20 protein-coding genes and 3 pseudogenes are annotated in these 21,313 nt (G+C 57.7%); 9 read left to right on the forward strand and 14 right to left on the reverse strand.

The genetic code is table 11. The annotated features are described in order from the left end of the window. Nucleotides 1-2: 2 nt before the first annotated feature. A complete protein-coding gene (locus IVB18_RS41355) occupies nt 3-290 on the forward strand; it encodes a hypothetical protein (protein ID WP_247985929.1) in 288 nt (95 codons plus the stop codon). A 539-nt stretch (nt 291-829) separates the two neighbouring features. Here the strand turns inward: IVB18_RS41355 and IVB18_RS41360 are convergent. The 3 genes from IVB18_RS41360 to IVB18_RS41370 all read right to left on the reverse strand — a co-directional run bounded on the left by IVB18_RS41360 (nt 830) and on the right by IVB18_RS41370 (nt 3,818). Further along, entirely contained in the window at nt 830-1,030 is a 201-nt protein-coding gene (locus IVB18_RS41360; protein WP_247985930.1) for a hypothetical protein, read from the reverse strand. Between the two features lie 608 nt (nt 1,031-1,638). After that, nucleotides 1,639-1,842: a CsbD family protein gene (locus IVB18_RS41365; RefSeq protein WP_247382607.1), complete on the reverse strand. Its 204-nt coding sequence runs from the start codon at nt 1,840-1,842 to the stop codon at nt 1,639-1,641. A 521-nt stretch (nt 1,843-2,363) separates the two neighbouring features. Then, on the reverse strand, nt 2,364-3,818 hold the full coding sequence (locus IVB18_RS41370) for an IS1182 family transposase (protein WP_247985931.1): 1,455 nt from the start codon (nt 3,816-3,818) through the stop codon (nt 2,364-2,366). A gap of 397 nt (nt 3,819-4,215) precedes the next feature. Here IVB18_RS41370 and IVB18_RS41375 point away from each other — a divergent pair, with 397 nt between their 5' ends. Continuing rightward, complete coding sequence (locus IVB18_RS41375; protein ID WP_247985932.1) at nt 4,216-4,482, forward strand: hypothetical protein; 267 nt, start codon at nt 4,216-4,218, stop codon at nt 4,480-4,482. Between the two features lie 40 nt (nt 4,483-4,522). On the opposite strand, the gene IVB18_RS41380 is transcribed toward IVB18_RS41375, so the two are convergent. The 3 genes and pseudogenes from IVB18_RS41380 to IVB18_RS41390 all read right to left on the reverse strand — a co-directional run. Next, the gene (locus IVB18_RS41380; protein WP_247985933.1) at nt 4,523-4,699 is read right to left on the reverse strand and encodes a hypothetical protein; all 177 of its coding nucleotides are present in this window, start codon (nt 4,697-4,699) and stop codon (nt 4,523-4,525) included. Nucleotides 4,700-5,007: 308 nt separating this feature from the next. Continuing rightward, entirely contained in the window at nt 5,008-5,280 is a 273-nt protein-coding gene (locus tag IVB18_RS41385; RefSeq protein WP_247380532.1) for a hypothetical protein, read from the reverse strand. A 264-nt stretch (nt 5,281-5,544) separates the two neighbouring features. Further along, a pseudogene (locus IVB18_RS41390) lies at nt 5,545-5,661 on the reverse strand (SOS response-associated peptidase); the annotation flags it as partial. A 173-nt stretch (nt 5,662-5,834) separates the two neighbouring features. On the opposite strand from IVB18_RS41390, the gene IVB18_RS41395 reads away from it, so the two are divergent. Further along, nucleotides 5,835-6,059, forward strand: coding sequence for a hypothetical protein (locus tag IVB18_RS41395; RefSeq protein ID WP_247985934.1), 225 nt, complete (start codon nt 5,835-5,837; stop codon nt 6,057-6,059). A 398-nt stretch (nt 6,060-6,457) separates the two neighbouring features. Here the strand turns inward: IVB18_RS41395 and IVB18_RS41400 are convergent. Together IVB18_RS41400 and IVB18_RS41405 are read right to left on the reverse strand one after the other, a co-directional pair. Continuing rightward, nucleotides 6,458-6,592, reverse strand: a pseudogene (locus IVB18_RS41400) (SOS response-associated peptidase); the annotation flags it as partial. A gap of 30 nt (nt 6,593-6,622) precedes the next feature. Next, on the reverse strand, nt 6,623-6,823 hold the full coding sequence (locus tag IVB18_RS41405) for a hypothetical protein (RefSeq protein ID WP_247985935.1): 201 nt from the start codon (nt 6,821-6,823) through the stop codon (nt 6,623-6,625). A gap of 910 nt (nt 6,824-7,733) precedes the next feature. On the opposite strand from IVB18_RS41405, the gene aepX reads away from it, so the two are divergent. From aepX to IVB18_RS41430, 5 genes are all read left to right on the forward strand, one after another. After that, nucleotides 7,734-8,606 carry a phosphoenolpyruvate mutase gene (gene aepX / locus IVB18_RS41410; RefSeq protein WP_247991857.1) on the forward strand — a complete coding sequence of 291 codons (873 nt, stop codon included), beginning with the start codon at nt 7,734-7,736 and terminating at the stop codon, nt 8,604-8,606. Between the two features lie 367 nt (nt 8,607-8,973). After that, entirely contained in the window at nt 8,974-9,774 is an 801-nt protein-coding gene (locus IVB18_RS41415; protein WP_247985936.1) for a phosphocholine cytidylyltransferase family protein, read from the forward strand. 7 nt (nt 9,775-9,781) lie between these two features. After that, entirely contained in the window at nt 9,782-10,387 is a 606-nt protein-coding gene (locus tag IVB18_RS41420) for a CDP-alcohol phosphatidyltransferase family protein (RefSeq protein ID WP_247985937.1), read from the forward strand. A gap of 233 nt (nt 10,388-10,620) precedes the next feature. Then, complete coding sequence (locus tag IVB18_RS41425) at nt 10,621-11,730, forward strand: histidinol-phosphate transaminase (RefSeq protein ID WP_247985938.1); 1,110 nt, start codon at nt 10,621-10,623, stop codon at nt 11,728-11,730. Between the two features lie 29 nt (nt 11,731-11,759). Then, entirely contained in the window at nt 11,760-11,963 is a 204-nt protein-coding gene (locus tag IVB18_RS41430; RefSeq protein WP_247985939.1) for a hypothetical protein, read from the forward strand. A 414-nt stretch (nt 11,964-12,377) separates the two neighbouring features. Here the strand turns inward: IVB18_RS41430 and IVB18_RS41435 are convergent. The 3 genes and pseudogenes from IVB18_RS41435 to IVB18_RS41445 all read right to left on the reverse strand — a co-directional run. After that, a pseudogene (locus IVB18_RS41435) lies at nt 12,378-12,841 on the reverse strand (IS110 family transposase); the annotation flags it as partial. Nucleotides 12,842-12,990: 149 nt separating this feature from the next. Continuing rightward, the gene (locus tag IVB18_RS41440) at nt 12,991-13,158 is read right to left on the reverse strand and encodes a hypothetical protein (RefSeq protein WP_247985940.1); all 168 of its coding nucleotides are present in this window, start codon (nt 13,156-13,158) and stop codon (nt 12,991-12,993) included. A gap of 702 nt (nt 13,159-13,860) precedes the next feature. After that, nucleotides 13,861-14,313 carry a hypothetical protein gene (locus tag IVB18_RS41445; protein ID WP_247985941.1) on the reverse strand — a complete coding sequence of 151 codons (453 nt, stop codon included), beginning with the start codon at nt 14,311-14,313 and terminating at the stop codon, nt 13,861-13,863. A gap of 36 nt (nt 14,314-14,349) precedes the next feature. Between IVB18_RS41445 and IVB18_RS41450 the strand changes: the two genes are divergently transcribed. Then, a complete protein-coding gene (locus IVB18_RS41450) occupies nt 14,350-15,591 on the forward strand; it encodes a cytochrome P450 (RefSeq protein ID WP_247985942.1) in 1,242 nt (413 codons plus the stop codon). A 646-nt stretch (nt 15,592-16,237) separates the two neighbouring features. Here IVB18_RS41450 and IVB18_RS41455 read toward each other — a convergent pair. The 3 genes from IVB18_RS41455 to IVB18_RS41465 form a co-directional block, all read right to left on the reverse strand. After that, nucleotides 16,238-18,706 (reverse strand): ATP-binding protein, encoded by a 2,469-nt coding sequence (locus tag IVB18_RS41455; protein ID WP_247985943.1) that lies wholly within the window; start codon nt 18,704-18,706, stop codon nt 16,238-16,240. After that, on the reverse strand, nt 18,693-18,893 hold the full coding sequence (locus IVB18_RS41460; protein WP_247380553.1) for a hypothetical protein: 201 nt from the start codon (nt 18,891-18,893) through the stop codon (nt 18,693-18,695). Before IVB18_RS41460 ends, IVB18_RS41455 begins: the two co-directional genes overlap by 14 nt. 778 nt (nt 18,894-19,671) lie before the next feature. Beyond that, nucleotides 19,672-21,165, reverse strand: coding sequence for an alkaline phosphatase family protein (locus IVB18_RS41465; protein ID WP_247985944.1), 1,494 nt, complete (start codon nt 21,163-21,165; stop codon nt 19,672-19,674). Nucleotides 21,166-21,313: the final 148 nt, after the last annotated feature.

The following is a 21,313-nucleotide window of genomic DNA, read 5'->3' on the forward strand; positions in this document are numbered from 1 at the left end:
CAATGGCCGCGTTCCTCACATACTGCGAGATCGCGGCGCGCGATTTGCTGTTACCCTATGGCGATCTTATGATGGTGCTGTCTACCGTCTTGCGCATCAAACGCATGCTGGACGCCGTCGAGATCGACGAGATTATTTTGGACGTGGAGACGCAAAAAGCGTTGGCGATGGAGCATCGGCGCCGCGCCGAATGGCGCAAGAGCGAGCTAGAGGCAGCTCGTTTCCGGGCCGAATGTGAACCGTTTCCGGCTGCACGGTTGCGAACTTGTTCTCATGATCAAGTGTCGTAATCAACGATGCTTGTGATCTGAAGGCGCGGCGGATGTAACCGGCCTGATGATCTTGAATGGCCCCGGCGTGCAATATCGTCGGGGCCTTATTCATGGTCCCAACGAACAGATTACGAACGCAGAGGGGTCCATCTAAGAACCAACATACCGAGTTCCGAGTTTACACAGGCGGGGTAGGTTCGTAGAGATGGGTTATGCGTCATGACGCGCATGCGGTTCATACGAAAAGCCTCGTTAAAGGCTCAGCTTGACCTAGAAGCTCAACAGCTACGTGATGAAGCGCGGTCATGCCCGCCAGGACACAAACGAGACAGTCTGCTTAGGAAGGCCCGGCAGAACGAAATCACGTCTCAGATAACCGAGTGGCTGACCTTGCCAAGATGGCAACCACCCAAGTAAGGCCACTTCAGAATGGTCAAGATGGATTAGTGGCGGGGCAAATTGGTGCCTATGCCAGTCGCTTTCGCGCTGGCGCTCTTTGAGAGATCGACGCAGCTTTGCGGGCCGCTGCCGCAATTGCCGCCGCGGTCAGCGCTAGTTCAGCCTTCCTCCGTTAGCCTGGCCACAGGTTGACGGCTCACGCGGTCGAGTACGTGGATCACCTCATCTCTGTCCAGAACGGCATGCAGGCGCTCCACCGTGTGTGCCGCATCGAATGAGTTGGAAATCACACACTCTCTGATGATATGCCGAGCATCCTGCACAGCTCGGAATAGCACTTCCAAGTCAGGATTGTTCATCGCCTACTCCAGTAAAAGCAATTGCGTACTGGGGACTCATGTTCCTGCGGCAGATCACGACATTAGTAGAACTGCCAGTTCGGGAAAAAATGGAAACCTTCGACATGATCGCGAGTTGCAACCGGAATTTCAGGGCACGGGAGCGACAATGGATGATGAGATGCTTCCGACGGTCGCGGCTAGTGGAGCGTGGACGTTGTACCTAGCGGTGCAATGATGTTGATCCACTGGACGCACGTCGCTGCACGCTCGAACGATATCTACGGCAACGATGGCAAGCTGGGGAACGATGGCAAGCTGGGGAATGCAACCCGGAAGAGCTGACATGCCTATGCTTGGCTCATCTCTCTCTCGTTCCGGGCGACACTTTGGTAAATACGATGGGGGAGCTGAGAAATTTCGTCAGGCGGGTTGCAACTAGGAGTGCGCGACCTGACTTGGTTCTTGCGGCAATTGCCTGCCTTGTCTCTGGGATGGTCGTTCTGGCTCTGCGGTTTGTTTTCGGAGCATGTCCCTGACGTGGCGTGATGGGACAACTCCTATTCGGTTCTCAATCTTCAACGACGCGAGAAAAAAAGCCCGCGCGGGGACCGGCGGGCTTTGAGGGGCTACCACTTCTGACGACCAAACCAATCGTTGAGTTCTTTTTTGGCTTGATCCTTTTGGTAGCCGTAGCGCTGCTGGAGCTTTCCTTCAAGCTGGTCTTGCTTTCCGTCAATGGCGTCTAAGTCATCGTCCGTCAGCTTGCCCCACTGCTCCTTCACTTTGCCCTTTACCTGCTTCCAGTTTCCTTCGATGCGGTTCCAATCCATAGCGTCCTCCTCCGGTTGGGAGGACAATCCAACGCGCCAGCACGAGCCGAGTTCGAACGGGAAGCCGATTCTGTCGCGCCGCATAGGACGACCCGGAGGAACGTCAGCAGCGATCTCGGAATGGCTGTCGCCAAGAGCCCGCTCAACCTCCGACGCGAGCACGGTCAAGTGCTCGGCAAGTTTCGCGAACAGCTCCCCGCTTTTTCGGATCCGTCGCCAGATCACGAATGAGGGCACATTCGGCGGCGTCGGTGCGGAGCTTCTCCAGCCGGACTTACATGTCCTTCATCGGCGACCTCGCTGTTCCTTTGCTGGAACATTACAAATACCCTGCTTCCGACCCAGACTGTGTAAAAACGTTTTTCTTCCCCCAAAAACAGCACGCAACCGGGGACGATCCGCGTCGACACAACGGTCTGAGCATTTTTTGCTTGATCGAGTCCGGGGCCAACCCGGGCGCAAGCTCGGGCCACGCTGCGCGACCTGAACGGTCACACGATGCGCATAACAGCACGAACTCTTCACGCCTGGATTGCCAGCAGGAGCGGCTTGATCCCGACGATGTTCATTACGCGCGTGAGGTTGTAGGCGAGTACGTTCAGCGCCATTTCGGTCGCGACATTGGGCAACCGCTTCATTAGAAAGTGTGTTGCACCCATCCGCATCTTCAGTGTGGCGAACGGATGCTCGACAGTTTCGCGGCGCACACGCATGGCTTGCGGGTTCTGATCGAGCCGCGTCTGCGCGGCCTCGACGACATGTTCGTGTTCCCAGCGTCTGATGCGGCGCTCGTTGGACGTTGTGCACTGATCCTTGAGCGGGCATGTGCGGCACGCCTTCGTCAAGTAAATCCGCATTTTCTGGCCATCTTCATCAGCGGTGAAGTGGTGCGCCAGCTTCTCGCCGGCCGGGCAGCGATAGACATCGTCCTTGGCCAAATAGACAAAATCAGGTTTCCCAAAGCGGCCTTCCGACTTGGCTCCCGAGGTTTGCGGCTTGGGTAGCGTGACGGCGACCCCGGCCTGTTCGCATGCCAGGAGTTCCTCACCCTTAAAGTAGCCCCGATCCGCAACGACGTCCAAATGATCGCTGCACAGCGCGGCTTTCGCCGCCTGCGCCATCGTCGCCAGCTGCGATCGATCGGTGCCGACGTTGGTGACCTCGTGCGCGACAATCAGATGGTTCGTGGTGTCGACCGCACTTTGTACGTTGTAGGCGACCATGCCGGAGCCGCGCCCGCTCGTTGCCATCGAGCGGCAATCGGGATCGGTCAGCGATATCTGCTTGTCGGGCGAGGCGAGCAATGCCTTTTCAATCGCGGCCAGCCGTTTCACTTCTTCTTCGAGCTTCGCCAGCTTTTCCCTAAGTCGCGTCTTGGTCAGAAGCACCGTTTCCGACGGCTCTTCTCCTGCCGCAGTCTGGCGGTCGGCGGTGTCCAGTTGACTCATGTAGCGCGCCACGCTCTCTTCGATCTGCTTCTGGCGGCGCTGGATCTTGCCTTGCGTGAAGTTGTTGTCCCGACTGTTCACGGCCTTAAACTTGCTGCCGTCGATGGCAACGCTGGCCTTCGTCAGCAGGCCCATCTTGCGGCACAACTCGACGAATTGCGCGCAAACCTTCTTGATCGCAGCGCCGTTATCCTTGCGGAAGTCGGCGATGGTTTTGTGATCCGGCGCGAGCCGTCCGGTCAGCCACATCACCTCGAGATTGCGGCCAGCCTCGCGCTCCAGCCGCCGGCTCGACTGCACCCGGTTGAGATAGCCGTAAATGTAAAGCTTGAGCATCGGCGAAGGATGATACGCCGGCCGGCCGGTCGCCGCAGGATCAACGCCATCGAACCCGAGGCCGCGCAGATCCAACGCCTCCACGAACACATCGACCGCGCGAATAGAATTGCCCTGGTCGACCCAATCATCGAGACATTCCGGCAACAGCGTCGTCTGCTGGCGATCCGCCCCTTGAACGAAACCCTGCATCACTTCCCCCGCCGATTCAGCAAGAGAATCATACCATCGACCAGGTTTTCACACAGCCTGGACCACAAGTGAACACGGCGATCATCTGATTGGGATTAGCGTGCCGGGGCATGGCGGACGTCCCCATCCGCCAGCCCATCGGACCGCCGGCCCCACCGTCCTCTCCCTCCGCCGCAAGGGGCCGGCTGGCCCGAGGCGGCTTTGCGCAACATCAAAGCGAGATCGGCTACTCCGGATAGGCTGGACGTGTAGCCGAACGACCTCTTGTCAGGCTGCTGAGGTTATGAGGCCCCGGGCTCCTAGGCACACCGGGCCTCGCCCTAACTGCTGATCCGCGTCCTGCCATGGCGCACTGCGTGCGAGGTCTCCCTCGTGTCGAGGCGACAGGAAGCTCTACATGTTCCCCAAAGAGTACGCCGATGATCTCGGCGCGACGGTGCGCTATGCACTAGAGACAACTCGTGCAATCGCGGTCTGTCCCTTCCATTCTGATGTAACCATCCGCGTCGGTGACGATGCGGCCGAAAGCCATGCCTTCGAGCGCGCCAAAAGGATCGTTAAGAGCGACGGTACGAATTGGAGTTCAAAGGCGCTCAACGAAGAGATTGGTCGGCAACTCAGCGAAGCGGCAGATGGGGAATGCCCCCGCTGCGCGTCGCATTGAACCGATGCAACGGGGCAGTGCGCTCAGGCTTGTGGCCGCGCTAGTGCGGCTCGCGATTGTCAGCTATCTCGCGCGCTGCCAGATTTAGCTCCAGCTCTCTGAGCTGCTCAATCAGCAACTCTACGATCTCTTCATAGTCGGAGAGCGTCAATGAATGCACGCCGCGCAATGTCAGTTGGTTCTGAAGGATGATTGCCATCATGGCTTTAACGCTCATGGGGCCTCCGGCTGAAAAACTCGATCGTCCTGAAATTCAATCTGAAGTAGACGCCCAAGATCGACTATGCGCAACGTCCGTAGGACTACGGACAATGCGTGGACCGCAGCGCACAAAGAGCGCCTAAGACCAAAGTCGCAGCCTCATCGGACAAGCGCCTTCTCGCCGCGACCAATTTGTCGAACCCTCTGCGGGAGGCGAATAAACGATCTGAATTAGCGCACCAGTGAGGTGATCTGCCAAACAAAAAAGATCGCGCCCACCGGGGCGCGATCTTTCTCGAAGTTCGCCAGAATTCGATCAGAAATTCATTGCTTCTCTTTGATAACGGTCGTGCTGCTGGTGCTGCTACCAACGGTGCCTTCCTCGCAGACTTTGGTCTGCTTAATGCGGTCTTCAGCTTCGACGCGGCTCTTGAAGGCCATCGGACCGATCTGCGTCACGACTTCCTTGTCCGCCGGGCGCGTGGAGGTAATCGTGCAGTTGTGGCTAGGTCCTTGCACGACGTAGAACTCGTCAGCGAGTGCTGGGGCGGCGCATCCGACGATGAGCGCGCCAGTAAGAAGAAGGGATGCTTTCATTGTCACCTCTCTGTTCAAACACTGCCCAATAAAGAGGACGTACGGATAAACAGAAATCCACGTGCTATAGCGCGCACGATTGGATTATCGCTTACCCTCCAAATCCTCTTCGGTTCTGTAACTCACCCGACATTTCGAGGTTCCGCAGTTTCTGGTACAAACAAAGGCCAGCACCAGGTCGAATTGAGGTTGGCGCGCAACGGGTGTCTGATGCGAAATTCCAGGGGGACGGCCGCATGTCCGCCTTACCCCAACGGCCGCATTTACACATCGCGCCTTGTTCGTCGTCAGGATCACCGGCATCGCCTTCGGATGGATCGGTGCGACCACCGCATTCGGCGTAGTCGTCAGGAAACCATAGACAAGATGCGGCCCGGGTATCTGGCTTGGACTCCGCCCGGCGCCGACAGGTGCGGTCGCGACGTGCGTCTGTATCCTAATTCCCACACTTGCGACCAAAAGAGCGTCTGTTTGTCGCTTTTCGAACAGACAGGCCAAATCCGCTCCGTTCCAACTCCACTATTGGAAGCAGTCATCGGTTGGGGAGGCGAAAAATGCAACGTTCCCTGAAAATTGACATGACGCGCGACAAATATGTCGAGCGGTGCAAGCAACGAGCCTTCGATCATCTTGACCAAGGCGACCTTAAGAACTCGGTCGTCTCGTTGGTCGGCAATATGAACGCGCGTCCCGATTGCGAACTGCCACACTACTTGGCAACGCTTGGCGCTTCGCTGCTAACGGCTGAACGATGCGCTCGGCTGGAGGACGCTCATTGAAGGATTGAGGTGATGGTCCGATGATCAAGCCAGCCAGGGTCTGGCGGTCAAATTTGACAAGGAACAAGCCGAGCACATCGACCGGACACCGATGGATGAGCGCGGACCTTGGGGGGTGGGATGGCGCACTACCGAGCTTACCTTTTGGATCACGACCGCCACGTTATAAGCGTGGCAAATTTGCAGTGTGCCGACGAGCAGGAAGCACGGGAACGTGCTCAGCAGCTAGTTGATACCAACGACATCGAGCTATGGCAACTCGACCGGCGTATTGCGGTGTTTGAAGCCGTCACAAGCCGAGCCTCGCACGCGGCAGGACAGGAAAGACCGCGGCGCCCTACAGACAAATGAAGCGTGCGTGAAAGTTCAGTGCGCGTCTCAGTCCTAGGCTTCGGTTGGTTACGGATCACAGGCGCGGGATAGCTGGGGAAGACGCCCGGCACGGACTGCAAGTTGCCGACGTAGCGATTGACCACGCGGAAGAGCGCGAGGATGGCGCCTTGGTTGGTGGTGATGCTGTAGAGGTTGCACACAGAGAGGTCCGCGCTCAAACGTATGCGAACCTACATCGTACGTTGCTGATTAGTCCGCAGTCTCCGCACGTAGTAGCCTTGTCTTTCGACGGCTGACTTGATCTCGTCGCTGACTTTGACCACTCGTTTCTTGCTCTTCCGCCATTTACCCGGGGAGCCGAGTACCGGCATTGCGGAGCCTTTGCGTAGGACGAGCAGATTACGTTTCTGATTGATGTAGATGTCGAACATAGGTGCCCCCTTGCGACCGTCCAGCGTAGCGTCTCGGGTGGCTGCATGGGTTGTAAATTTGCCACGGGTATTGCTTCGTTTTTGGCCGATGTTCCACTTCAGGAACGAGTAAGAAAAAGCCGCATGCCTTTTGAAATTGTGGGCATGAGACTCGCAACTGCCCTCATTGCCGCTAGCATCCTCGTCGTTCTTGCGATCTACTTTTCGGCGGCTTTCCGCCGAATCTCCGGCTCAACTAAACCGCGCCGTGCTTCGATGCCCCGAAGGAAGCGACTCCATATACCCTCAGCGCGAACATCATTCCGATCCTCGCATTAAAGCTGGCTGAAGAGCTCGCTTCAAGTTCGGGGAACTGAGCCACCAATTTTCTCAGTATGCCACCGAGGCGTCTCCCGCCCTTTAGAAAGCGGCAGTCGCGATGGTATGCCGCCGCTGCGGGGATCAGAATTTGGCGCACTGCGCCCTCCCCAAACCTTGAAGGCGCGCGCGTCCACAATGAATTCGCGCCCTGACTTGCTTGAGCCCGAACTCTCTAGAATGCCATCGACTTCAGAAGCCTTCGTGCAGATCGCGCAGTCTCAAAACCGCGTCGACAAATGCAAGATCGATGATGCAGTCGTCGGCGCCTCGACCAGAGCACAGCTGTGCTTTCAATTTGTGCCATCACTCAAATGATCGGCGGAGCTTAGCAATGACTCTTGAGCACTCCGACACGGAACGGGTTTGCGGGCCCGGTCAACTACCAACCCTCGTAATTGATCTAGATGACGGAAGCATGTCACCTATCGATTGATGAAATCGGCCGGTCTACACGTTAGGCCAGTCATCACAAGGAATTGGAATGCAAGACCGATTACCATCTGTTCTCGCCAACGGCCCTGATCAATCCGTCGGTTCCTCACGTGCTGAAATGCTGCGCGCCGAAATCTGCTCCCGCAGAGAGCTATCGTTCCTCATGGAAGCGCATGATGGTCTCTCCGCCGCAATCGCTGAGCGCGCAGGGTTCAAAGGCCTCTGGGCGTCCGGCCTGTCTATTGCCTGCTCCCTGGGCTACCGCGATGCCAACGAAGCGTCGTGGAGCCAACTCGTAGACGTAGTCGAGCGGATCGTGGACTCGAGCGAACTGCCTGTGCTCGTTGACGGAGATGGCGGCTTCGGGAATTTCAACAATGCGCGCCTCGTGACACGCAGGCTCCGTCAGCGTGGAGCAGCCGGCGTCGCGCTCGAGGACAGCTGCTTTCCGAAGATGAACTCGTTTGTTGGGCATCGGCACCCCCTCGCCGATATCGACGAATTCTCTGGCCGCCTCCGGGCAGTGAAGGATACAGTCGCGGACGACTTGATCTTGGTGGCAAGGATCGAGGCGTTGATCGCTGGGCATGAGATGGACGAAGCACTTTCGCGCGCTCACGCCTACGCCGACGCGGGAGCCGATGCGATCCTCATTCATTCGCGAAGGAGCACCGCGGACGAAATCCTTTCGTTCGCGCGCGCTTGGCAGAACAGATTGCCGGTCGTGATCGTTCCGACGAAATACTATCGAACGCCGATCTCTGTATACCGCAAAGCCAGCATCTCTACGGTGATCTGGGCCAACCACTCTATGCGAGCGGCAATAGCGGCAATGCGTCAAGTCTGTGGTCGCATCATCGCTGAGGAAAGCACCGCGAGCATTGAGCCGCACATTGCTACTCTCGAGGAAGTCTTCGAACTGTTCAAGTACGACGAACTCGCCCGTGCGGAAACGCGATATTTGCGGCCCGACGCTGAACTGCGCAAATAGGGTTTCGTCGACACAGGAGCGCATATTCGTTGTCGAAGACCTACTGTCCTGGACTTCCTCCTAGCTGGCCAGGTTCGACTGCAATCTCAAATGCCTAATCATTGCACTGAGATGTCCTTAGATGGCGTAGCACGCCTCACTCAACCGAAATGCGCACTTTGCCATCTCGGCAGCTCGAGGCACCGGATCCAGCGCCTCCCTTCTCTCTGGAGAACGGACCGACGAGGACCATTTGTCTGTCTTCACGCTTGGGCTCCATTTTCAGATGGCTCCGGCAGACCTGATCTCGCTTCAGCACGCCTAAGCTGGCGCCGAAGAAGTCCGTCGGTGTTTCACCTTAGAGGCGCGACGAAAAAGGAACTAAACGGTGACCGATGCTCCCAAGAACGCCGTCATTCTCGCCGCTGGCTGCGGCTCTCGCCTGCGTCCTCTGACAGATCTGCGGCCGAAGTCGCTGGTCGAGGTCAACGGCACTTCGATTCTTCACAACGCTCTGCACAATCTGGAATCTGTCGGCGTGGAAGAGGTGACGATCGTGGTGGGTTACCGCAAAGACGCCATTCAATATGCCTGCGGTAGCCACTTTGGCGAACTCAAAATCAAATATGTCGAGTCGACCGTCTTCGACCGCACCGGAAGCGCCTATTCTTTGTGGCTGGCGCGCGACGCTCTTCTCTCCGGAAACTGCTTTCTTCTCGAGGGCGACGTCTTTTTCGAAGAGGATGCGCTGCGACACTTGATGGTCTGCCGGGGGACTGACGTAGCTGCAGTCGTTCCCTTCGATGATTCAATGGAAGGGTCGGCCGTTCTGTTGTCGCAGAACGGCTTCATCTCAGGTTTTCGATTGAAGCAAACCGCGGCAAATCTTGTTGCGGATGGCCCAAAGCTTTTCAAGACGATGAACCTCCTACGGCTTTCGGCGCCGACACTCAAGGCAACGATCGTTCCGACACTGGACGATATCATCGCCGCTGGAGCTAGGCAGACCTACACCGAAGAACTTTTGGATTATCTGATTGACAGGAGAGGCCTACAGCTCGCCGCGGCGCGATGCGATGGCCTCAGCTGGTACGAAATTGATAATGCTGACGATTTGGAGATTGCCGAGCGCATTTTCAAGGACCGAACGAATGCCTACGCGGCGAGACGTGATTTGCAAACGAGGTGAGAGTTCAATGCTGAAATACCTTTGGGATCCAGCGAACGCGATAACGATCACAGGTCTTCTCTTTTCCTCCGCCAGCCTGTTTTTAGCTCTCTCTGACCGCCTTGAGCTATCTGTGGCAGCAGCGCTTTGGGCTGTTCTATCGGACCACCTGGACGGGTTTGTGGCAGGTCGCACCAAAGGTCGCGATCCAGATGTCGCAAAAATGGGAGCGAGCCTCGACGGGTTTGCAGATATCGTCTATGGAGCCGTTGTGCCTGCGGTAGTTGTGGTACAAGTCAGCCAAGCTTCACAAGTCGCGCTTGCGACCGCAACCGCTCTACTGGTGACGGGAGCAATAAGGCTTAGCTACTTTGCGAACTTTGGCAGGTCGCGTGATGGACGCTTCTTGGGCGTCCCCTTGTCATACGACGTGCCGCTCCTGGCGCTTCTATTTCTTTTTAAGCCTCTTATTCCTGCTGAAGCATTTCCTGACGTCGTGAACATTGCCTTCTTGCTGCTCGCTATAGCGCATGTCGCGCCTGTTCGCGTGCCACCACTCAGCGCAACAATGTATACGGCAATAAGCATCTTCGCCGTCGCGTCATCGGTGATTTTAGCCAGTCGCTCCCTTTGATTGCGGATGGAAGTATGATCCAGCGACCGGCCTTCTTGGGCTTGCAGGCTTCACTCCATGCAGGTCACATGATGACGTGTAGTCTCGCCAACCGCGGCGTGCACCAGACTTGTTGCCGAGAACATTTCCGCACGGATCGGCACTGCTCGATGCTTGTTCGCTGGGAGCTTGTCGAGAGATCGCGACCATCCTACGATTTTCGTTTGTCCTGAAACGTTGAGCTAGTCGCACTCATGAACAGCGCAGCACAAATCGCCGTATCCCTTAGGTCGGACGAGGTCTCTGACCTGGTCAACCGATTCCCCGGCGGCTATTGGAAATATGACATCAAGGACTTCGTCCTTCTGGTAAATCCTTATTTTCCGCCGCAGGCGTTCCTTGACGAACTTAAGAACGCTCTACCGCGGCTTATTACTTGCTATCCCTCTCCTAATGCGCAGATGGTCCAGCTTCTTGCGGATGCGGTGAAGACGCCGGCGAATAATCTTGTCATTTGCAATGGCGTGGCTGAACTGATTCCCATCCTCCTTGGCCGACTGGGTATGAGGATTGCTGTCCCGGTCCCAACCTTCAATCCCTATGAAACCACCGCCTTGCCCGGGCGGTTGTCACGCTTTTTCCTGTCACCGCCAGATTTTGAACTCGATGTGCACCGCTATGCAGCATTTGCGCGTACAAATGGTGTCGACGGCGCTGTCGTGATATCGCCGAATAATCCCACTTCGCGGATGGTTCCCTATGCGGATTTACTATATCTCGCTTCCGCGCTTCGAGCTCAACAGCAACTCCTACTGATCGATGAGTCATTTATCGAGTTTAGTGAGCTCGGGCGAAGTGCGAGCCTGGAAAATCACTTGCTCGAATTTCCCAATGTGATCGTTCTCAAAAGCCTGGGAAAGATTTACGGGACATGCGGTTTACGGATGGGGTATGCGGCATCAGCAAATGTACAGACGATGGACGAAATTAGAGCCGCCCTCCCCACGTGGAATGTCAATACGTTTGCTGAGTTTTTTCTAAGCAAGCTTCCTCACCTGGCGCACGCGGCAAAGCAGAGTTGGGTGAGGGTAGGCAGCGACAGGGACAAACTATACGCAGACCTGCGCAGCATCGACGGAATGAGAGTTCTGAAGCCCGACGCAAATTTCGTGTTCTGCGAACTCCCGCCCCATTGGCCGGATGGGGACGTGATCGCCTCGACACTTTTAAAAGATAGACGGATATTGATCAGGCACAATGGCGGCAAGACGCTTCAGAATGGCAAACGATTCCTGCGCATCGCAAGCCGCACTGAAGACGACAATAGGCTTTTGGTGGAAGCACTGAAAGACATCTCTGATTAGCGCAACCGACGCCGGTACTGAGCCTTCTCATGGCTGATCCAGAAGGAAGAGACTTTAGTTGGGCGGCCAGAGCTGCAATCGCAGAAAACTCCATTACGCTTTTCTTCTATCTGGTAGGTCGAGCGGAATCAAAGCAGATCAAGGCGCCGCGGCAACCACATCGCGGTTCTCTTCGCGCGGTCGGCGACCACAATCTTCCAGCGCGGATCGGCTATGTACAGCACGGTGGCTGATCTTCATGCTTACCTAATCTGGTATGTGACACAAGAGCGCGTCCGCGCAGGCGGACCGAAGTCCGCCACGCTCGAGTAATAAGGCGCGAAAATTGCCTCATCGGGTCACATGCCCATCCTCAAGCCACGCACACTGAGTCTGCTGTTCAAGTGCGAGCGTCGTCCTCCCGGGGCAAGCCTCATCATTTCCGCCTTCGCGATGTTCGACCTCGCCCACCGGGCGTGGACCGTCTGAAAGCGGGTTCTCCCGATTCCCGGAACGACCGTATCTGCATTAAGTCGTCATGCCCTCGCCTATTGGTGTTGCCATCTCGTTGTCGGCCTGCCTCATGCCGCCAGCGACAGCTTCGGTTCCTTGTATATCTCTCGCCCCCGACAATCGATAATCCTTAGTAACTCCGCTGTCCCGTTGCGCCCCTTGGCCGACGCGATGCCGAGTTCGGCCAGGTGCCCGCGCAGTGCATTGCTCAACATTGGTACGCTGGCGCACCAGCGATTGTCGGGTCCGGTGCAGCATCAAAACGGTCTGCTCCTCCGTCGTCTCTTGATCGGGACAAAACGCATCGACGGCCGCGTCACAGCCTCACAGATTGCAGCGGCATCATTCGCATCATTCTTGCTGCGGTTGAGGTAAGCCTTCACATAGCTCGGAGGTATCAGTCTGACTGTATGACCAAGCGCCTGAAGTTCGCGGCCCCAATGATGCGCTGACGGACATGCTTCGATCCCAACCAAACAACGTGGCAGCTGGCAAAAATACTCCAGCACCTTTGCCCGACTTACCCGCTTGCGATCAAGACCGCGCCCGTAACATCGATCCGATGCACCTGGAACACCGACTTCGCAATATCCAGACCAATCGTGCTAACCTCGCCCATGGACGGCTCCCTCAACGGGCAGATCAGGCTTCCCAGCACGCCCGGCATATTCCGGCGGTGCCAACGTGGTCGGCTTGGCGATGTCAGGCGTGCTGAGCAACATCGCCGATGTCCCGGCTGGTCACAAGTACGAACTGCAGATGAGGCAATCACGACCATCTTCGAGACCGGCCGGTCCAGTCGCCCGCCGCAGCCTTGAGCAGCGGCATGCTATCGAGCGCCGGGTCGTCGGGCTCGACCAGATACGTCAGCAAGGCGCCAGGTGTATTGCGTTTGATTTTAGCCAGATCAGCGCGGCGGTTGTGACGATTACTCATGGTGATACCTCGTCGTCTCCCCGCAATCGTTTCTGTCACCCAGTTTGTCGTCGTAGCAAGCCATCTGGTGGTGCCTTGCGTGGCGGGCGTGGCGCGCGGCGGTGCATCATGCTGTAGCGCTAGATGTAACGCCAAACGCTCGCGGCATGCGCGCGTTCTGCACGCCCCCGAACAGAACCGCGAGCTGGAGCGCTGCAGCGTTTAAGCCTTGCCGCACTGCTCGCATGTCCTGCACGGTTCCGGAAGAATCTCGCCCTGGTCACGACCGTGGGAGACACGGCGGCTCGTGTGTCGGGCATCGAACCTGAACCATGCGTAGTTGTCTTTCCCGGTATGCTTCAAGCCAGGAATCCATTTCAAGCGGCCGACCGCCACGATGTGCGAGCACGCCTGCGCCCAGTCACGTGTTCCAGCAACAGCCACGTTGGCGCGATGCGCTCGAAGTGCGCGATCAGCGCATGCATCACCTCGCGGGTGTAGGGCGGGCTGGCGGGCGAGGACGTCTTTTCACTTCCGCACGTTCCGATGCCTGTACTGCCGGAAGAAGCGCAGAGCGTCGCGCCAGAGGCGCCGTGCCTGACCATTGACGAGCTACTGGCGCAGATCGAGAGCCCCGTCACACGCCTGACGCCACAGGAGCGAGCTAGACGATGCCCTAGTAGCACCAGCGGCGAGGATAATAAATGGTGAAGCCGCCGCGGCCTAGCTAGGCCGTGCTTGGATCGGATCAGTCGGCCATTTGACGGCGCGCAAGGCGCCGAAGGCATTGTTGCTTGGGTCTTGACATGCAGCTGGAACATTGCCCAAGCGCGGTTCAAACATCTCGATCTTCTGTTTGATCGAACGCGCGACCGCGACCACCGCGTCGGTCCCCTGCCCGATCGCGTTGTTGAGATCGGGCATGCCGAAGTCAGGCCCTATTTCGCAGCAGCCACAATTCAAGCGGGCCGCCGCGAGTCTTCCGCAAAGAGACGTGGCCGACTCATCTGGCGGCGTTCCGCTCGCATAGACAAAGTGGCGGCGATCTCGCTCCTGCCGGAACTGGTAGGGGGCGCCGCTGAGTTTTTTGAATATTCTTTGCCGCTTCGGCGAGAAGCTCTTCCCAACTGAAGCACTCGGCACGCAATCCATGCGGTTACGACCTATCGAGATCATGGGTTCTCCAAAGAGAAAAGACCAAAGGACACGGTCATGAAAACGCTCTTTGACGTGCGCGGAGGCGAAGATGTGCGCGGCATCCCGTTGAGCGATCTAGATGTTAGCGAACCTAGACGATTTCAAGATGATAGCTTATGGCCTTGCTTCGAGCGGCTGCGAAGGGAAGATCCCGTTCACCACTGCCAAGACAGCCCATACGGACCATATTGGTCGATAACGAAATACCGCGATATCGTGGCCGTCGATACAAATCATAAAATATTCTCGTCAGAGCAAGGTGTCACGATCCTCGACGTGCCCGAGGAACATTGGACACCGAGTTTCATCAAGGTGGGTCCTCCCAAACATGCCGCGCAGCGCAACACCGTACGTCCGATACTCGCACCGGACAATTTGGAAAAACTCGAAGGATTAATCCGCAGTCGCGCTAGAACAATCCTTGATGGCCTGCCGCGCAATGAAGCCTTCAACTGGGTCGATATGGTCTCGATCGAGTTGACGACGCAGATGCTGGCCACGCTTTTCGACTTTCCGTTCGAGGATCGCCGGCTCCTGACGTATTGGTCGGACGTAGCCGTTGCAGCGCCGACGGTTGGGCAGGCGATCGACAGCTGGGGCAAGCGAAGCGCAATCCTGTCCGAGTGCTTGAAATATTTTACTCGGCTTTGGCGGGAGCGGATAAATGCCGAGCCACGATTTGATCTCATTTCGATGATGGCGCACTCGTCCGGGACTCGGCATATGGAGCCACGTGAGTTTCTTGGCAATCTCATTCTACTGATCGTGGGGGGCAACGACACCACGCGCAATTCGATCACCGGTGGCCTGCTGTTCATGAACCAGCACCCCTCCGAGCTACGAAAGCTACGAGATAACCCCGCCTTGGTGTCGAGCGCTGTGTCCGAGATTATTCGATACCAAACGCCCATCGCACATATGCGCCGCAACGCCACCGCGGACATCATCATGGGAGGCAAACAAATCAGGCGAGGCGACAAGGTCGTAATGTGGTACATCTCTGGCAACCGGGACGATGAGGTCATCGAGGACGCCAACAAATTTACGATCGATCGCAAGAACGTGCGCCAACATCTCTCGTTCGGATACGGCATCCATCGTTGCCTTGGTCGACATCTCGCGCAGCTGCAGCTTAAAGTCCTCTGGGAGGAGATACTGAATAAACGCATGGAGGTCGAGGTCGTTGGCGATCCGGAGCGCGTTGCATCGAACTTCGTGTACGGTTATTCCGCACTCCCGGTCCGAATCATAGTCTAGGCTGTGACGCCCTGAAATGACGCGTGAGCTACACGGCAGGACCGTCGTCGGCGCCCTGATGACCAGTTACGCCACTGCGCGCGGACCGGCGCGCGCCGCTGAAGGTTGCCATCCCGGCTGGAGCCGGCACCTCTTGACCAACTTGGTCCGCCACTACGCTTCGCGTGACGCATCTCTCAAAGGCATCAAGTCCATGTCCGGGAACTCTGTCACAATCAGATTCAGACCGGAGCACGGGCGTATAAGGTGATAGGTAAGCAGCAAAGAGACCCGCAAGCCCGAACCTTTGGCCGCAGCGGTCCTCCGGTGGCGGCTTATCGCTTCGAAGACAGCCGCTCCGGCGAATGCGCTGTTCGCTATTCAGTGGCCTTCTGCCCGCGCAGAAGCCGACCGGCGTGCGGCCTGATCCTGAGCCCCTGCGGCCATCATCGTCGGCAGCAACCGCAGCTGCAGTGCCCATCATCATGGCGGTGTCAGGCCGCAATGAATGCGCGATCATCGCGATCCGTCATCGGCGCTACCGGTCGATCCAGAGCGGGCGCGGGGCGACGGGCGGACCAACTTCACCGCATGGTCCGGCCTCGAGGGTGCGTGGCCACAGGTTCACATACACGCGTCAGCGACGGTCTGGTCAGGCCGAGGAGCATCAGTTCTTCTTCGGCACGAGGTTGAGACTGACGGCGCCGCAACTGCAGCGGAGCACTTCCTTGTCACCCTTGATGGGCGAAACGCAGAGGAATTCGCCGCAATCGGTGTTGGGGCACTGCATCATTTGAAGCAATTGTTGAAACGAACTCACGACCGCAGCGAATTCCTTCGATTGCAGGTCCGCCCAGGCGTTGTAGTGAACCGCCTTGTTGATCATCCACTCTTCGGACTTTGTCGCCGCCACCCGCTTTTTGGATTCTATCTGGAGCGTTTCGGCATCCTGAATATTTTTCCCCCACGAGGACGCGGAGTCGCGCGCCTCTTTGAGGCGGGCCTTCCATGCGGCCAACACCCCGGGCCAGAGATCGCCCAGGTCGTATTGTCCGTTTCCATGATATTCGATGCGAGCGCGCAGATTATCCGCAAGGATCGTCGAGGTGAACTCCAGATAGCGTCGCAAAGTCCCTGCCGCCAAGGATACATTTTCATTGGCGAGGTGTTTCTGGATCTGCGTCCAGACGTCACCTTCGTTCCAGACCTGTGGGCCACTGTCGACCGTCCAGCCGCCAAAGCTAAGAGTGCTCTGAACCAGCTTTTCGCTCTGCATGAACTTGAGCCACACGCCGTCGTGAGTGGTCAGGACAAACTGCGTGTTTGGAAATTTCTGCTTCAGGAGCGCGCAAACCTCACGACGATGGCCGGCGTCGACCGACATCAGCACATCGTCGAGGACGGCAAGCGTAAATCCGTCGCCGAGCGTGTGCTTCACCAGTGCAAGATAGAGGCAAAGCCCCATGCCATCCTGATGGCCCTCGCTGTGGTAGGCCCCGGGAGGAAATCTGCCTCGTCCGTAAAAGTCGACATCGAAGGCCAGTTTGCCCAATGATGCAGAGAGCTTGCCCTCGAACTTGGCCTCATCGTCGCGGTTGATGAAACTGTAGTATTCGGTGAAGTCCTTCTGCACCTTGTCGTAGATGCCTTCCAAGATTGCGGTGCTGACCGTACCGTAGTGGCTAAACACCGCAGAAGCTGTTTCGGCCTGCTGGGCCGCGATATTGAGGGTCTGCTGCGTCCCACGGCATTGATCGTATTTCTCCTGGGCGACGATCAAGAATTCCTTGGCTTCTTCCTCCTTTGAAGGGTCGGAGAGCGTATCGATATAGGCCGCCAGACGATCGGTGGGCTGAAGCAACTCGACCGCGGGCGATGCCCCCAGTCGACCAAGGGCTTGCAGCGCCTCGGCGATCGCTGCCGGGTCGCGGACGACCTTGTCTAGTGTGTCGCGGTCACCGTCGACGGCCTTTGCGTGGGACCGCAGCGACGCGGCATCTATAGGAGGATTGGCCTTTTCGCACCATTCGGCCACTTTGCCCGCGTCAAGCGCCATAGCCCGCAGGTGAGCCGCGAGGGGGTCGATCGCCCGGGCCAGTTGCTTCAATACCGTCGAGGCTGCATCTGCCTTTGCGATCTTCTCTTGAAGATGCGCTGCCAGCAGGGCCATCTCCCAGGGACCGTCGCACAGCGGACAAGCGTCTCCTTCGACCAGCTCAAGACCCCGCTCAACCAAGGCGCGCTGCTTGACAACCCTTAACAGAGCCGGATCGTCCGTGAGCTGAGCGAGATCGGCCACTGCTTCAGACTTTGCGCCAGCTATGGTTGTTTCCTGTGAGACAGCCAGCCTCTTCAGGAAGCTCGCAAGGTCATTGTTGGCGCTGAGCTTGGAGAACGGCTGCGACGCCCCGTGCTCGGCATCTGGATTGATGCCTACCTTCAAGGCATTTTCCGGCGCGAGGTCCGCCACAGGATCGAGCTTCAGCACAGCTCGACGAGCATTTACAGAAGCAAGCAGATCAGTTTTGTTTGGGGTGGCAATGCCGAGATGGCGAAAGAAATCGGACTTGGTCCGCCGATCCTCCGCCTCGGCCCTTCCGTGGTCGCGTTTTGCATCGTTGGCAACGCGTTGGAGTGAGACCCGCAGCTTTTCGAGCTGATCAAGGCGCAGCAGCTCTTGGACGTATTGTGATCGTTTGCCTGCAGGAACGAGAATGTATTTGATGATTTCTCGACGAGACAGGGCAAACTCAGGATGGGTTTCGAGCTGCGCCAGAAGCGCCCTGGTTTCAGCACTGCTCGGCTTGAGTACCGCGGCGCCTGGATTCTTCACGCTCCGCTCGATTATGAAGCTCTTTTTGAGAGCGGGCGCATAGACCTGCAGGCGAACGAGCGCGCTTTCGGGCTTTTTGCTCGCGTCGACATGTGGAGCGTGCGCCTTGACACTCAGCTCCGCCGTGCCCGCGCCGCCGAGACGAGTGATGTTCCCGGTGAGGGCAAATTCGATCGCATCCACGATGCCGCTCTTGCCAGTACCGTTCGGCCCCGCAATGCCAAAACTCCTTCGGCCCAACGAGCGCTTGAGATGACGAATTCCACGGAACTCGACAATTTCGATTTCTTCAATCTGGATCATTGCTCGGCTCAGCAGCGTTGAAAATGGCCGCCCGCAGGCTCTCGGCGTCCAATTGATGATCCGCCAGTGCCTTTCGCAGCGCCGACAAAGACGCCGGCGAAAGGGTTTTCTGGTCCTCGAGCTTTTTCAAGAAGGCATCGACAACGGATGAGACCGTAGATGAAAAGGGAAGATCGTCAGCGGCCATATGGTTGCTATTCCTGGGCTGGCCACCTGCTTCTGTGCGGCAGCGTCAATCGCGAGACGTCTCGACAAACAGCTTCCGGACGTGGTCCTAATGCTTGTGCACAATGCGCCGCTAATCGCTTACGTTACTAGCCCGGCAAAGCCGCCCAGAACGCTTCGCCAAATGAATTGAGATTAGAACTGAGCCACCCAACTGGCACGATGAAGCCGACTTGAAAGCGCTGCCCGAAAATCAATCAAGCCGACCGATCGACCATCGGAACAATCTGCCAGTGACCTCGGCCGGAGTTTGACTTGAACTGCGTTAGCGAGCACACCGCGGAGGCCAAGCCGACGCAAACGAAGCAAAGAACGCTGCCCTCTCAAGCTTGACATATTTTCCTGCCCCAGACCCGTGGCGGGGCTCATTTAACCCGCCACGGCAGCTGCGAACTAGGCTAGGCGGCCGCAATGTTCGCAGCGCGGCCGCCCTCCGGTGCCGGAGGCGAGATACTGCCGTTCGATGTTATTGCCCTCGGTACACTTGTCGTTGTCGTGATAGACGTTTCGCGCACCAGGTTTCGTTGAATGAAATGGTGAAACTTTCGACATAAATCGGTCCCCGACGGAGATGGGTGTATTTGTTCGTACATGGTAGCAAACATGAGGGTTTGAATTGATGCAATGACTCTCGAGCCAGCGCTTAAATTTGGCGCTCCATCGAATTTTTCGACGAATTCCACCATCGATCGCAGCAGACCGGCCCTTGCGGGGTGCAGATCGAGCTTGAGTTTTGTCAGTTATTGGGACGACCCCACGACGTCAGCAAAATCAAGATAGACTGCCTCACCGACCTGCACACGACGAAGGTGCTGCCGGTATGCGCCGCTGCTGGTCTCGTATATCTTTTCAATCGTAAGAGGCACGTCCTGTCCATCATCGATAAAGACCTCTGCGAGCGCACGACCGGTCATCGTTGCCGGTCGCGAAAGGCCCAGAAGACCGAGCACTGTCGGCGCAATATCGCAAATGTCTGAGAGAACTTGCGAGACGAAGCCGTTTTTGATCAGCGGTCCCGCCAAAATGCCGACCGACGACATCTCCTTGGCATGCAACCCGCCGTGCACTCCGAAGCCGAACGCCCCATCCGCACTCCAGGTGCGGCCCATAAGGCCAAATGGATCGAGACTGTCATCCGACCGGAACGAGAACAGAATGTCCGCCGATCGGGCATGGTCGGCGAACACCAAATGGCGGGCAAAGCTGCCCGGTGCAATGCCATCGACCGCGCCACCCGCGGTAAACACCGGACCACACCAGGGCCGCTCGATCATCGATCCTACTGTGCGGCGGATAACGGCGTCCGATGGCTCGGCGAGGTAAATTGCTCCGACTTGGCCAGGTATGACGATGGCATCAATCCCGGCCGCCGGTGCCGGGCCGCAGCGCAGCCCGGCAGCCTCGAGCGTCTCAAATAGATCGGCCCGCGCATGCACCGTCACATGTCCATGATCGGAGGCGGCGATCAGGTGCACGCCAAGGGAGACGCCCTCAGCCTCCCACCAATCGAGCACGCGGCCCAACTGCCGATCGACAAAGCTGATCGCTTCCAGCGTCTTTGGCGCGCCAGTCCCACAATCGTGCGAGGAAATATCGGGCTCGCCGAAGGAGAGGATTGCGACGTCGGGCCGAATTTGAGGCCAGATTACGTCGAGGAACGCTGAAGTCAGAAAGGCTTGAGAGGCAAGATCTGGGTTGCCGGGGGGCGGCGGCGCAGGCGTCGGCCCCAGCAGGGTCTCCACCTGTCTGAGCATCTCGGCGGAGGTCGCGATGCAAGGGAAGTGGCCGGAGAGCGTCACTTGTCTGAACTTCCGAGCTTTGTGGTTCAGCAGGCGCGTTGCCCCCGCCGAGTTGGAAGCGAGGACTGAGAAGGTCCAGCCGTTCGCCGCGAGGATCTCACCAAGTGATGGCACACCGAGTAGATGGCCCTCGCTCGCGGCATCAAGGTGCTCGATCAGGCGCGCGTCGCTCGTGTCGACAGAGCGCGGTATCGGCGACTGCCTGTCGAGATATTGATTTCCAATGATGCCGTGGCGATCCGGCGTCGCGCCAGTGACGAGGCTCGTGAGCGCTATTCGTGTTTCACTGGGATAGACAGTGCGCTGCCTGGCCAGCACCGCACCGCGGCGCTGGAGCCTGACCAGATTCGGCGTCAATGATGGTTTGACGAGATCGGGTCGAAGCCCATCGAACAGCACGATGAGAACCCGATTCCGGTTCGGTCGGTCGAACATGCGTAAAGCTTTCGTCTAGCTGGAACGTAGCGGACCGGGAGCGACCAGGACTTGGCTGGCGCAGCCCAGCGCCATCGACTTGGAGCCGAGGCTGATCGCTAGAGCGAGCGCAATGCGGGTATGGCGCTCCCAGCCATGCTGACCAAAG

Origin of the sequence: Bradyrhizobium sp. 186 (assembly GCF_023101685.1) — a bacterium.
Taxonomy (GTDB): Bacteria; Pseudomonadota; Alphaproteobacteria; order Rhizobiales; family Xanthobacteraceae; genus Bradyrhizobium.